9 protein-coding genes are annotated in these 14,053 nt (G+C 61.2%); 6 read left to right on the top strand and 3 right to left on the bottom strand.

Annotated elements, in window-relative coordinates; translation table 11 throughout:
* From EOA78_RS15035 to EOA78_RS15025, 3 genes are all read right to left on the bottom strand, one after another.
* A partial coding sequence (locus EOA78_RS15035) for an efflux RND transporter permease subunit (protein ID WP_164783767.1) occupies positions 1–3,113 on the bottom strand: 3,113 nt, incomplete at its 3' end.
* On the bottom strand, positions 3,110–4,183 hold the full coding sequence (locus tag EOA78_RS15030) for an efflux RND transporter periplasmic adaptor subunit (RefSeq protein ID WP_127315811.1): 1,074 nt from the start codon (positions 4,181–4,183) through the stop codon (positions 3,110–3,112). The genes EOA78_RS15030 and EOA78_RS15035, both read right to left, overlap by 4 nt.
* Complete coding sequence (locus tag EOA78_RS15025) at positions 4,183–5,754, bottom strand: efflux transporter outer membrane subunit (RefSeq protein ID WP_245477512.1); 1,572 nt, start codon at positions 5,752–5,754, stop codon at positions 4,183–4,185. The genes EOA78_RS15030 and EOA78_RS15025 overlap by 1 nt, the downstream gene beginning before the upstream one ends.
* Positions 5,755–6,026: 272 nt before the next feature.
* Between EOA78_RS15025 and EOA78_RS15020 the strand changes: the two genes are divergently transcribed.
* The 6 genes from EOA78_RS15020 (at position 6,027) to EOA78_RS14995 (ending at position 14,019) form a co-directional block, all read left to right on the top strand.
* A complete protein-coding gene (locus tag EOA78_RS15020) occupies positions 6,027–6,782 on the top strand; it encodes a response regulator transcription factor (RefSeq protein ID WP_127315818.1) in 756 nt (251 codons plus the stop codon).
* Complete coding sequence (locus tag EOA78_RS15015) at positions 6,779–8,188, top strand: ATP-binding protein (protein ID WP_127315810.1); 1,410 nt, start codon at positions 6,779–6,781, stop codon at positions 8,186–8,188. Before EOA78_RS15020 ends, EOA78_RS15015 begins: the two co-directional genes overlap by 4 nt.
* A 1,144-nt stretch (positions 8,189–9,332) precedes the next feature.
* Positions 9,333–10,292, top strand: coding sequence for an aspartyl/asparaginyl beta-hydroxylase domain-containing protein (locus EOA78_RS15010; protein WP_127315809.1), 960 nt, complete (start codon positions 9,333–9,335; stop codon positions 10,290–10,292).
* Positions 10,293–10,516: 224 nt separating this feature from the next.
* On the top strand, positions 10,517–11,383 hold the full coding sequence (locus tag EOA78_RS15005) for a MipA/OmpV family protein (RefSeq protein ID WP_164783766.1): 867 nt from the start codon (positions 10,517–10,519) through the stop codon (positions 11,381–11,383).
* A gap of 275 nt (positions 11,384–11,658) precedes the next feature.
* Positions 11,659–12,147 (top strand): SAM-dependent methyltransferase, encoded by a 489-nt coding sequence (locus tag EOA78_RS15000; protein WP_245477511.1) that lies wholly within the window; start codon positions 11,659–11,661, stop codon positions 12,145–12,147.
* Positions 12,148–12,822: 675 nt separating this feature from the next.
* Positions 12,823–14,019, top strand: coding sequence for a patatin-like phospholipase family protein (locus EOA78_RS14995; protein WP_245477510.1), 1,197 nt, complete (start codon positions 12,823–12,825; stop codon positions 14,017–14,019).
* Positions 14,020–14,053 lie beyond the last annotated feature (34 nt).

Below are 14,053 nucleotides of genomic sequence, written 5' to 3'. Positions count from 1 at the left end.
GCCCAAAGCCGCACCTCGGACCGTCCCCCGTCTTCAGGTGAGGAGGCCCGTGAAGCCTTCTGCTGTTTCTGGCCGACAAGTCGTTTGAGAAGCGCGAGAAAATCATCGACAAAGGTGAAGATGACGGGAATGGCGACGAGGCTAAGCACGGTAGAGGTCATCAGGCCACCGATGACGACAATTGCCATCGGTTGACGGAAACTGGGGTCGCCGCCGCTGAGGCTGAGGGCCACGGGCAGCATGCCGCAGCCCATCGCGATCGTTGTCATGACGATCGGGCGGGCGCGCTTATGGCAGGCGTCGACGAGGGCGTCGAACCTAGAGAGGCCTGCGCGGCGTGAGATGATCGCGTATTCAACCAGCAGGATCGAATTCTTCGTCACCACGCCCATGAGCATGAGCAGCCCGATCACCACCGGCATGGAAAAGCTCGTACCGGTCAGCACCAACGGCAGGAGCGCGCCGCCGAGGGACAGCGGCAGCGCCATCAGGATCGTCAGCGGCTGAAGGAAGTCATGGAAGAGAAGAACCAGCACGGCATAGATGCAGAAGACCCCGATCGCCATGGCAATGGCAAAGTTGTCGAAGAGTTCGGAACTGCGCTCCAATTCGCCCTGCTCGACAAGTTTGACGCCTTCCGGAAGGGCCCGAAGGGCGGGCAAAGCCTTTGCCTCGCTATAGACATCGCCGAGGATGCGCCCGTTGAGTTCGACTGACAGCGTGACGTTTCTTGAACGGTCGATGCGGCTGATCTCCGACGGGCTGCCGCCGATGCCGATCTCGGCGACCGAGCCGAGATCGACGCTGCCCCTGGCGCCGGCGACGCGAAGATTGGCGATGTTGTCGAAGGCCGTCCGGTTGCTGGGATCAAACCGGACGCGGATGGAAAGCTGGCGTTGCTGCAAGTTCAGCTTTGCAAGTGAGGAGGAATAGTCGCCGTTCGTCGCTACGCGGACCGCTTCGGAAATCGCTTCCGCTGTAACACCAAGGGCGGCCGCACGGTCGAGGTTCGGGACGATCTGGATTTCCGGCGCCTCCAGGGAGGCACTGGAGGTCACCGCGCCCGTGCCCTTGAGGGTGCGCAGTTGTTCCTCGAGCGCGGCGGCCGCCTGATCGAGCGCACCGGAATCGTCGCTGGCGAGTGTGATTTGCAATGTCGTGCCGCTGCCGCCGGTGCCCACGGCGAGCCTGACACCTGGCAAAACGGCCAGGGCTTGCCGGATATCGCTTCCGATCTCCGTCTGCGTGCGGGTGCGTTCACCGATCTTCTTCAGGTCCACAACGAGTGAGGCGATCGCGGTGTCGGCGGTCGTGGTGGACTCGGTCAGATCGTCCGAAGAGGCGCTTCCGACGGCGGAGAACACCCGCGTCACGTCTGGCAGTCGGGAAACAATATCAATGGCCCGTTTGGTAATCGCGTCCGTCTGCTCGATCGTGCTGCCGGGTTGCAGCGTCAGAGTGACCCCTGTCTGCGCATCGTCCGATGCGGGCAGGAAGCCGGAACTGAGGAACGGGATCGTCGAAAGCGAGAGACCAAGGAACAGGCAGACGCAGGCGACCGTCACTTTGCGACGATGCAGGCACGCTTCGACGACGGCCATGTAGGCGCGCATGATGCGGCCATCCCTTGTTTCGACCGGATGGGCTTTCATCAGGTAGGCCGCCATCATCGGCGTCAGCAGGCGCGCGACAACCAATGAGGCGAGAACTGCGACCGCCGCCGTCACGCCGAACTGACGGAAGATCAGGCCCGGTATGCCGCTCATGAAGGCTGTCGGCAGGAAGACCGCGACGAGCGTCAGCGTCGTGGCGATGACCGCAAGGCCGATCTCGTCAGCGGCCTCAAGCGCGGCCTGCTTCGGCGGTTTGCCCATCTGCAAGTGGCGCGCGATATTCTCGATCTCGACGATCGCATCGTCGATGAGGATGCCGACCACGAGCGAGATCGCAAGCAGCGTCACGGTGTTAAGGCTGAAATCCGCCAGGTACATCACAAGGAAGGTCGGGATAACCGATAGGGGAAGCGCCACCGCCGAGAGGAAAGTCGCCCTCCAGTCACGCAGGAAAAGCCAGACCACCACAATCGCGAGGATCGCGCCCTCGTAGAGCATGTGCATGGAGCCGTCATAGTTCTCGATGATCGGCCCGGTCGTGCTGTAGGCCTGGATGATCTCGACGTCGGGATTGGCAGCAGCGAAAGTCTGCATGGCTTTCTGGATCGCTGCCGCGACACCGGTGTCTGAAAAGCCGTTCGAGCGCTTGACCTGCACGGCGATGACCGGCGTCCGGTCGAGATAGGCGATGGACGAGCGGTCAGCGAAGCTGTCCGTAACCGTGGCGATCTCGTCGAGGCGCATCAGCGCGCCGCTGGGAAGCGGGATCGCGAGCGCCCTCAACGCCTCTACCGAAGAAACCGCGCCGAGTGTGCGGATAGCTTGCTTGCTGCCGCCGATTTCGGCTCGGCCGCCCGAAGAATCCGACTGCACCGATTTGAGCCGCGCGGAAACGGTTGCCGCGCTAAGGCCAAGCGAGCTCATCAGACGAGGGTCAAGATCGATATGAATTTCGCGATCGATGCCGCCGATCCGGTTGACCTCGCCGACGCCGGACAGGGCAAGCAGGGCTTTCGTCATGTGGTTGTCGACGAACCACGAAAGTTCCGTCTCGTTGAGACGGACGGAGCGCACGGCGTAAGCAATGAGGGGCGAACCTTGCACCGTCGATTTCGTCACGCTTGGCGTCTGCATCTGGGCAGGCAGGTCGCCGCTCATACTGTTGACGGCATTGCGCACTTCGTTGAGCGCTGTCTCGCCGTCCTTCTCCAGCTTGAATGACACGTTGATGCTGACCGCGCCGTCGGTGATCGTGGTCGTGACGTGGTCCAAGAGGCTCAGCGAAGCGAGCTTGTCCTCGATCTTGCGCGCGACTTCGGTTTCGAGCTGAGCCGGCGCGGCACCTTCAAGCGCCGCGTTGATCTGGACCGTCGGCAGAACCATGTCGGGAAAGTTCTGCACTCCCAGGCGATCGAAGGCGAGCAGACCGCCGACGGTGAGCAGCATGAACAGGAGGATGGCGGGGACCGGATTGCGGATCGACCAGGCGGAAAAGTTCATCGTGCGTCCTCCTCCACCCGGACAAGCGCCCTATCCGAAAGGAAAGTGCCGCCCGCCGCCACCACGTCGGCCCACGGATCAAGGCCTGAGAGGATTTCGACTTCGCTGCCATTGCGGCGTCCGGTTTCCACACGCACGCGTGATGCGCGTTTGTCCGAACCCACGGTGAAGAGGTAGGCGATGCCGTCCCGCATGATGAGCGCCGTTTCTGGCACGGTCAGCGCCGCCGTGGCCGCGTGCTCGATCTCGCCGGTGACGTAGAGGCCGATGGGCGGGTGCGCCTGCGCAGGCAGCGCCACATAGGCGAGCGCCCGGCCGGTATCGGTGCTGACCGTTGGTGCTACAAGCCGAACGGTCCCTTGCATGCGCCGCTCGTCGGGGCCGACGATCGTGGCGATCAGGCCTGCCTTGATGAGGGGCAGATAGCGTGCGGAAATTTCGGCTTGCCACTCGACGCGCTGCTGGCGCACGAGACGAAACAGCTCCGTGCCGGAAGAGACGACAGCGCCAAGCTGTGCCGAGCGGGAGGTGATCAGTCCGTCGTCCGGGGCCCGAATGATCGCCTGAGCGAGCTTGATCCTCTGGCTTTCCAGCGAGGCCTGGGCGGAATCGACAGCCGCGACCGCCGTCTGCTCGGCGATGAGATATTCGGTTATTTTCTCGTCGGAAAGCGCGCCGCTTCCCTGGACCTTGCGTGCCCGGTCGGCGTTTGCCCTGGCCTTCGCAAGGTCTGCCTTGGCACTTGCCAGAAGAGCCTCTTCCTTGCGCAACTCGGCGCGGACCGTCTCATCGGCAAGCCGGGCGAGGGGCTGGCCCTTCGAGACAACAGACCCGACGTCGACAAGGACGTCTGTTACACGCAGGCCGCCGATTTCCGCGGCGATCACCGCCTCATGCCATGGTCTGAGCCAGCCGCTGGCCGGTACAGTTTCGGGCCATTGGCGTTCAACGGGCTTTGCCGCGACAACGGTCAGCGCGACCGCCTCGTTCTGCTGCGCCGGAGCGGCTTGCGTGCCGAGAACAAGCGTCCCGCCGATAATAGCCGCGCAAAGAAGCTGGGAGCATCGCATCAGAGAAGGTTTTCCTTCGTCTTTCGCGGCAGGTCTTTGGGAAAGGAGGCGCTCGCATCCCAGCCGCCACCGAGCGCCTTGTAGAGGGCGATCCAGTAGCGCACGGAATCGCGACGGATCTCGATGAGCGAGACCTCCGCCGACTGCGCCGAGCGCCGGGCATCCTCACGGTCGAGGAGGCTTGCGCCACCGGCCCGCCAGTTCGAATCGACGGCTTTGAAATAGGCGCGGTAGTTGCGCGCCGCGATTCTTGCGTCGCCAATGCGCCGCCGCGAACTGTCGATCCGCACCAGCGCGGTCTCGACGTCGGCGACCGCATCCAGCACGCCTGCTTTGTAGGTGGCCACCGCGACCTTGTATGCGGCCGCCGCGCTGCCCACTGCCGCCCGGCGCGAGCCGCCGTCGAAGAGCGGAATCGAGACGGCCGGGCCGAAGGACCAGGGAAGAGACGTTCCCGTCAGCGACGAGCTGCTGATCGTCACCGAGCCGCCGAGGCTGAGGCTCGGATAGAGATCGGCTTTTGCCGCGCCGATCTCGGCGAGCGATGCCGCAACCTCGAGTTCGAGGGCGTCGATGTCGGGGCGCTGGCGCAGGGCTTCGGCAGGCACTGCGGACAGTTTGAGGTTCGCCGGCGCGGGTAAGGCTTGCTTGCCCCTTGCCAGAATTTCTCGGACGCGGGGTTCGTCACCGCCGGTCAGGCGGGCGAGGGATTTGACGAGAACCTCACATTCCGCACGTTGGGCGGTCCGTGCCGAGGCCGAGGCTGCAGCGCTCGCCCGACCCAGAGCAAGGTCGGCGCTCGACATGAGGCCGGAGGTTGCGGCCGTTTCCATCGCCCGGATCGTCTCGCGCTGCGAAGCGAGTTCCGTGGCATAGATCTGCTCCAGCTGCCGGCAGGCGCGGTACCGCACATAGTAGTCCGCCACCTCCGCCGCGAGCGAGACGCGCGCTTCGTGCCAATCGGCGGCCCGCTCGCGCATCCGCAGCCGCGCGGCTTCGCCTCTCTGGCGCGTTTTGCCGAACAGATCGATCTCCCAGGAGGCGTCGAGGACGCCACTGGTCGTCGTTTCGGCAGCAATCTGGTTGGCTTTGTTGCCGCCCGTCCCCGCGCGCGTTAGCGAACCCGAGCCGCCTATCGCGGGAAAAAGGCCGGCCTGCGTTGACGCCAGCATGGCGCGAGCCCTTTCGATCTCCGCTGCAGCGGACTCGAGAGTGGGACTTTGCGCCTGCGCCGACGCAATGAGGGCCGTCAGGGATCGATCGGCAAATGTCGCCCACCAGGACATGAGATCGCCGGTCCGGCCGCCATGCGGCAAGGTCGCATGCCACGCCTTTGCTATTTTGACATCGGGCTCCTGTACGCTGGCGACGGTCGTGCAGCCTGAGACGATCAGGCATGCCGCGATGCCGCCCGTGCCGACAGTCCCGCGACGGGCTGGCTTTGTCACCGCGTGCAATCGGTGAGTGGTGCGGTGCGGCGTGAACCGGCCAGCAAGAAAGGCCATCGTGACGATAGCCACCAGTCGATGCATGTCTACCGCCTTGTCCGGGCCGTTGCAGGCAGGAACCATCAAGGTCTCCACGCGCGTCGGCATACTTCGCGATCGCTTGATGATCGCGTCTGGCGGCACTAACCCCGATTTGTCATTGCCGTGGATTTTGTATTGTTAAGAATTGCTAAGCCGCGGCCCCCAGGGTCATCGGCGCCGCGTTGCAAAGGTTTGCTTTCGTGGAAGCAGATGCGGTGGGTCTCGCGGGAGCGGCGCAGCAACAAAATTAAACACAATTGTTGCTGACAGCCATGATGTTGGGCGTGTTATTCGGAAAGCGAAAGGGCAAGAAGATGGCCAGGCCTATGGATAACGTCGGGTGCAGCGTCCCCAGTCCACCTTCAACCCGTATCCTCGTCGTCGAGGATGATCGGGACATAGCGACGATGCTGATCGAGTTGATGAGGGATGCAGGTTATGCCGCCGAGACGGTCGGATCGGCCGTCGAGATGGACCGCGTCCTGAAAAAGAGGGAGTTCAACCTGATCGTCCTGGACGGCATGCTGCCGGGAGAGGATGGTTTCAGCATTTGCAGAAGGATCAGGGCATCCGACACCACACCTATCCTCATGCTAACCGCGCTCACGAAAGAGGTGGACAGGGTCGTTGGACTGGAAATGGGTGCTGACGACTATGTCACAAAGCCGTTCAGTTCCAGGGAACTTTTGGCGAGAATAAAGGCGCTGTTGCGTCGATCGTCCTATTCAAGCCAGGTCAAGCCAGGCCAGGACCCTATGACGTTCGCGGGCTGGCGCATCGACCCTGTCACGCGCGAACTGACTGACATGGACGGTGTCCATGTGCCGCTCACGACAGCGGAATTCGATGTGCTGCTTGTGTTCTGCGAGAATCCTCGACAGGTCATGAACCGGCAAGACATACTCGCCCGCACCCACGCTGGCGCCGCCGGACCTGTCGAGCGCAGCATCGATGTGCATGTCAGTCGTATCCGGCAAAAGATAGAACCCAACTATAAGGAACCAATTTTCATCAAGACGGTGCGACTGGGCGGTTATATCTTCACGCCAGAGGTCGCGGTGGCCTCATGATCGGCCGGTTCAGACGGGCGCCCATTCGCCTTCAATTCGTCGTGCTCGCCGCGATTCCCATTCCGGCAGTGCTGCTTAGCGTCATCGCGCTGATGCCGGAGCCCTACATCTTCCAGAATGGCCCAGCCCAGCAGGCAGTTACCGTCAGACGCGCACAGATCGAATTGATCGTGGAGCAGCTTAGGAACACGGATGATGCGGGCGCCGAGAAACTGCTGCCGGCGACCGCTCCCGTCGGGTTGGAAATGAGGATTCTGCCGTGGCGCGATGTCATCGTCGCCCGCAGCGATGAAGACGATATGCAAGTCATCGCCGACAAGCTTCGCGTCGCGCTGCCTGCTGATTTTTCGGCCACGGTTCTTCCCCAGGACGCGGAACACAACGCCCTGGCAGTGCGCGTCGACGCTCAGCGTGGGCTCTTGATCCGCTTCGCGGACGCCGACACCTATCCAACGTTCTTCGGCACAATTGTCGAACTCGTTGCAAAGATACTGATTCTGATCCTGCCGATGCTTCTGCTGGTCCTCTACATAGGCGGCGTGATCACATCGCCGCTCGTGCGCTTTGCCGAAGCGGCAAAGAGCCTGCGGCTCGACGGTAACGAGGAGCAATTGTTCGCGGTCGCAGGCGCCAAGGAACTTCGCACCCTGGCAATGGCGCTCAACGATATGCGAGGTCGAATTCGCAAGATGGTCGACGACCGCACGCGGATGCTGACCGCCGTGAGCCACGACTTGAGAACGCCGCTGACGCGGCTGAGAATGCGCGTGGAGCGATCAAAGGAAATCCCGTCCAAACAAGCGATGCTGGATGACATCGCCACATTGACGGCGATGATCGAGGAGAGCCTTCAGTACCTCAGCAGTACGGCCCGCGACGAGCCTCTTCGAAAGGTTGATATCGCAGCTCTGATGAAGACGATCGTTGCCGGATTCTCCGACCTTGGACATACGGTGATGTATGTCGGCCCTGAGCGATTCGTCTATTCATGCAAGCAGAAAGGGTTGTCGCGCGCTGTTACCAACATCGTGGAAAATGCCGTCAGATTCGGCAAGATAGTGCATGTTCAGCTCTCCAATTTCCCGTCAGACAGGGTGTCCATTGTTGTGCAGGACGATGGCCCCGGCCTTGCAGAGGGCCTCCACGAGAAGGCTCTGGAGCCATTTTTCAAGGCGGACCAGGCTCGATCCTCGAATACCAACAGCGGTTTCGGACTGGGCCTTTCGATCGCAGACGAGATCGCAAAGAGCCTCGGTGGTTCTTTGTCCCTCGAGAACATATCGCCGCATGGGCTGCGCGCGACGATATCATTGCCGCTGACGGGCGTTGTTGCGCTCAGCAGCAGCAAGGCCGAGGATGTGCAGAAGCAGGCTTCCGCGAGGGAGGCGCTCGTCAAAGGCAGATAGTCGGCGACAGAGCGAGTCCCTGGGGCGCGGATGGCGGGAGCGGCGTTCAAAACTGTATCACGGTGGAGAGCGTCTCCTGGACCTGGATGGCTGATCCTTCCCAGCAAGCCGGTGGGACCGCTCCACATCCTGAAGCAGTTTCTTCATCGCTCTGACGGACACCCGATCCGCACGCATCATCTGTCTGATGAGCGGGTCTTTCAGGATGTCTGCCAGCTTTAAATCATCGTCCTTGGCCATGAGGGCGTCCGCGCTTGTCTTGTCTCGACGTAGTCGCGGCCCTGACCGTTGCGATGTCAAAAGCAGGACGAAACCAAGGCAGTTGGTGAAGTTTTGTTGCCGGTCATCGCGGCCGCCACTGCCCTGAGCGGCAAGCCGTCCTCAGCCGAGATGATCATGAGATCGATAGCGTTTGCGCATCCTGACCCTAGCGGTCCGGCCGCCTTCTTCCAAATCGATCGCCGCGAATTGCGTGTTGCATTAGGCCGTATTGCGTATCGGCGCGCGCTATCAGTAATCGGGTAAGGCGGAATCCCTGAGGTGTTCGCGCTGGCAAAGGAGCCAAGGTCCGCCTGGTCATGGCTCGTTCACCCTTCACCGTATCTTGAGGGCAGTGTTCCCATCGACTTGCTGGGACGAGACCTTGTCGACGAAGTCGTAATAGCTGCGAGGCGTTCGTTCTAGCTAACGCGCTCGCCGACGACGAGTTTGAAGCCCGGGAATCCCGGGCGAACTCGTTGCCGGCTAGCCGCCCACCGAGCGGAGCGGGCACCTGTGGCGCGGGGAGCGCGACACCTCAGGCGACGGTGGTTGGTCAAACGGGGCAAGGCAACCACGCCCGCACTCATCGAGGACTTAATCCCGTCAAGGGTGAGCCTGGGCTTGGCTGCTCCAGCCGGGTGCTTGCCGGCATTCATCACGACCAACTGTCAAGAGATGTGGGGCACCGAAGGCGAGGGCGCCGTGAGGATAACAACTCTTAATAATACAAAATCCAAGGCAATAACAAATCTGAACTAATGCCGCCATCCGGAGCGTGTGAGCGCGCGCTTCGGATGAAAATATCCTGAAGTGGCTGAGTTGGGTCAGCGCAACGGGATCATCGATCAACATCGCGGCAACCGGCGCATTCAGGTCAAATCGCATGCTAATTCTTGTCGTCATGGTCGCGCTTGTGGCCGCGAGCATCGTGTATGTCTATCGTTTCCGGGGTAGAGCCCGTTACGAAAGCCTGTCGGAGTACATCCGCAAAGGATGGCCAATTTTCTCGCCGCTGAATTGTGCGTTGTACATGACGACGCAGCAGCGCGGATCGAAGGCTGTTCTCGACCCGGCCGATTTCCCGGATCTCGCGGTGCTGCGGCAGAACTGGCACACCATTCGCCACGAAGGCCTCGAACTGCTGCGCCAAAACTACTTCGACTCCACCAAACGGCCGGGCACCGCAGGGACCTACGACGTAGGCTTCCGGACGTTCTTCAAGTACGGTTGGAGCCGCTTCTATATCAAGTGGTACGGGTATGAGCATCATTCCGCGAGACGCCTGTGCCCCACGACCGTCAAGATACTGCGGAGCGTCCCGAGCGTGCATGGTGCGATGTTTGCCTATCTTCCCAAAGGAGCCCAACTGACCCGGCATGCCGATCCGATCGCTGTGTCGTTGCGCTACCATCTCGGTCTCGCCACTCCGAACTCCGACGCCTGCTTCATCAATGTGGATGGCCGCAACCTGAGCTGGCGCGACGGCGAGGTCATCATGTTCGATGAGACCTATCTACACTTCGTGCGCAACGATACCGAAAGCGACCGCCTCATCCTCATGTGTGATGTCAAAAGGCCTTTGAACCCGCTCGGGGAGGTGTTCAATTTCTTTTACGAAGGCCTGACGCGTGCCACCGTGGTGCCCAACACACCGGAAGATCGTCGCGGCTTGGCCAACAGGATCTTTGCGGGGCTCGCGCCGTTGCTGACAGGCACCAAGGCGCTGAAGTCGACGAACCGACCCTTGTACCTAGTTATCAAGTGGTCGGTGAATACCTCGCTGTTGCTATTGGTGTTGGGGCTGATTGCCGGAGTAGCGCAGTTGCTGAGTCGACTCGTTTAACGCACAGTTTTGGCCTCGCTTCTGATATGCATGATCTGAGCGAAGGCCGCGCGTTTGTTGCCCCGCCATACCCGCCAGGCGTGTTGCGCCGCAACATTTCTTAACATCACAAAACCCAAAGCAACCTCGTAGTCCGAGATGGTGCGCACGCTGGGGGTACGACTGCGTCGGGCTTCCCTTTTGCCGTCTTTGAATTCCTCCACCATCCCTAGGAGCCGATTCGCATGTCAGCCAAAATGTCTCTCTCAACCCGTTCACGGCATGCTGTTGTCGCCACGAGCCTCTCAGCAGTCGCTTTTTTCCCGTTCCAAGCAGGCGCAGCTGAACCGTTCGAGAATGAGGCGGCTGCAACAGCGCCCTCTGCGGATGCTGTCGACGAGAGACGGTACGGCCCTATACGCCAGAAGCTTGCCGACTGGAACGTGATGCTTGCCGCCGGAGCTATGTACGCGCCAAAATACGAAGGATCCGACGAGTTCGAACTCGTCCCGCTACCGATGATCTCCGCAACCATTGGTCGTCTTACCATTGATCCAGGCGGCCTGAGCATCGATGTGCTGGAAACCAACGGTTTCAAGGTCTTGGTGAAGGGCGGCTATGACATTGGCGGAGGGCGAAAGGAAAAGGACTCCAAGCACCTGAAAGGCCTCGGTGATATTGACGGCGGCGGTGTCGTCGGAGCGCAGTTCTCATACGAAGTGGGGCCGATGGAATTTTATGCGTCTGTCGACAAGACGTTCGGCGGCAGCGACGGCCTGATTGGTCAAATCGGTGCAAACGTTTCCCATCACTACAATGCGTTTATTCTCTCTGCGGGCGCGTCGGCGACCTTCGCTGACAAAAACCACATGCAAAGCTATTTTGGAGTGACTGCTCTGCAGTCTGCAAGATCGGGGTTGCAGCAGTATGATGCGGGTGCAGGGCTTAAGCGCTTCGATATCGAAGCTTCGGTGACCTATATGGCATCGCAGAACTGGTTTGTCCGCGGCCAGGCAGGGGTGGGCTTCCTCACAGGCGACGCGAAGGACAGCCCCATCGTCCGGAAAGCCGCGCAGCCTTCCGGGATGCTCATGGTGGGCTATAGATTCTAGGAGTTCCGTGCCGTTCGCCGGCCCCGTCGGCAAACTGGCGGCACAACAAGCCATTGGCAACCGTCGGGGCGCCGACGCTTTGCGGTCAGCAACACCTCATCCCTTCAGAATCCGCGGCTGGCGTCTCCCGGCAGGGCTTGCGGGTGAATCAATGTTCTCTGTCGTCAATGCGGAGCTGTGCAATGTGGAACCCAACTACTCTCTTGCGAACGTGGATGTCGCATCCTTTTCGGACGGCCTTGCCCGTGCCTTCCGGGCGAGCCCTGGCGGTGGCAATGACGCGCGAGATCAGTTCCTCGCAGTCTCCGGTTGTCGAGCTCGGCCCCGGGACCGGTGTCTTCACCAGGCAGCTGATCCTGCGCGGCGTGCCGCAGGAGCGTATAGCGCTGATAGAAAACGCCGTCTCCTTTGCTCCCATGCTGCGTCGCCAGTTTCCGGCTGCCGCCTTGCTGAACGTTGATGCGACGGAGCTACGCCGATGCGATCCCTTCAATGGCGAGAAGATAGGAACGGTGATCAGCAGCCTTCCGCTTCTCACGATGCCGGCTTGGCGTGTGTTCGCCATTCTGTACGGCGCTTTCCGCATTCTTCGCCCGGAAGGCGCCTTCTTTCAATTCACCTATGGCTGGCGTTGCCCGGTTCCTGACTGCGTCCTTGACCGGGTCGGCCTCGAGGCGGCTTTCACCGAGTGGGTTTTCACCAATGCCCCGCCTGCGCAGGTTTACCGGATCGCCCGGCGTCCAGACGCGACCGGAGGAGCGTGATGGGCTCAGCCGTTCGCGGTCTGGCGTCAAGGGCCGAGGTCGCCCGCACGGAGAAGAAAATACCAGGTGTCGCGGGTTCGTGCGGGAGAACCCAAGCCATCGACGATCCGAGGGTAGGGGACGCATCGATATTGCCTCAAACCAACCGGGCGCTGGCTTGAGCATGCCGGAGATCGCTTGCGGGAGACAATGCCGCGTACTTCCCCTGGCCAAAATCGAAAAAAAGCGTACCGCGCGAGGCGTGGAGTGGCGTCTCGGCCATCGGGACCAGTTCATGGTCCTGATCCGCTCGACAGGACGACCGCAGAAGCATCAGCATTACGCGGGTCGCGCGGCGCGACTGTGGCCGATTGCCTCGCGCTTGCACGGAAGGCCGCCAGCCATTCGCTCGGACCGCGTGGCCGGGTGCCGCGTCACGGTCCCCGGGACACGCGCACCACCCATCCCAGTGGCCGGCAACAGCCAAACCATTGGTGGCGCCGGTTTCGACGCTTTAGCAGGTTTTTCGAGCGGCGGACTGTTTGCCCGCGTCCAGGGTCGCGGGCCGAAACAACTCTTAACAATACATAACCCACGGCAATGACAAATCGGGATTAATGCCGCCAGACGCGATGACCAAGAATGGTCGCGGAGTATGCCCACCGTCGGCGGAAACCGTGATGGTTCCAACTGGCGATGGCCCGGGACAAGGCGGTAGATATGCATCGACTGGTGGCCATGGTCCTGCTGGCTCTTCTTGCCGGCTGTCTGGCGCCGGACCGCATTGTCTACGGGTCAAAGGCTGCGACCGTAGCCAGCATCCAAGGCTTCAGCGACATTCGTATATATGCGGATTCGGCCCGGAAACTGCCCGAGGCACACGCCTGGCTCCCCGTCCCGCAGCGCAAGGAAATCAACTATTTGGTTCTGTCGAGCGGCGGTGGCGCAGGCGCCTTCAGCGTGGGGGCCCTCAAGGCCTGGTCTGACAGCGGGCAGCGGCCGGAATTCGATATGGTCAGCGGTGTCAGCACGGGTGCGCTGATCGCGCCGTACGCGTTCCTCGGCTCGGCCTATGACCAGCCACTCGTGGATCTCTATACAAGTGGCGTCGCCAAGGGGCTGGTCGATGCGGATTTCCTGCCGAAGGGCCTGTTCGGAGCAAGTCTCCTGAAACAGGAGCCGCTGCGAAAAATGGTCGAGCGCTACCTGACACGCGACATACTGGAGAAAATTGCTGTTGAGCACCGCAAGGGGCGCCGACTGCTCATCTTAACCTCGAATCTTGATTCTCAAAGAGCCGTGATCTGGAACGTGGGCGCCATCGCCAACAGCGGGCGGCCCGGTGCGCTGAAACTTTTCCAGGACATACTCATCGCTTCGGCAAGTGTTCCCGGCGCTTACCCAGCCGTGCTCATCAAGGCCGAAGCCGGCGGAGAGTCATTTGAAGAAATGCACTCCGACGGTGGTTCGGCAACGCAGATCCTGACAATTCCGGAGGGGTGGATAGCCAATTCGGACCAAGACGTGCGGCCCAACAATCTCAAGTTCAACATGTGGATCATCATCAACAATGCGCTGATGCCGGAATTCACCACGACGACGAACAACACGTTTGCTGTCATGGCCAGGGCGAATTCTACTCTCATTAAGGCACAGACCCGCAGTGCGCTGCTGGCCACTTACGTTTACGCCCAGAAGAACGGCATTCGGTTCCGGGTGGCTTCGATCGACAAGCAGTTCCCTTACAGCATGACCGATCCATTCAACACTGACTACATGCGGGCCGTTTACAACCTCGGGTACCAAGAAATGGCGAACGGGACGCTGTGGCAGGACAGGCCTGTGTTCACCGACAAGCTTGCCGCGGCCCAGCCCGCGGAACAGAGGCAATAGCCCACCCGCCTGCCTCATTCGAATACTTAAGCCC

The sequence above is a fragment of the Mesorhizobium sp. M5C.F.Cr.IN.023.01.1.1 genome (assembly GCF_003997585.1).
GTDB lineage: Bacteria > Pseudomonadota > Alphaproteobacteria > Rhizobiales > Rhizobiaceae > Mesorhizobium > Mesorhizobium wenxiniae.
The sequence above is the reverse complement of the archived record's forward strand: the minus strand, read 5'-3'. Positions and strand labels throughout refer to the sequence as shown.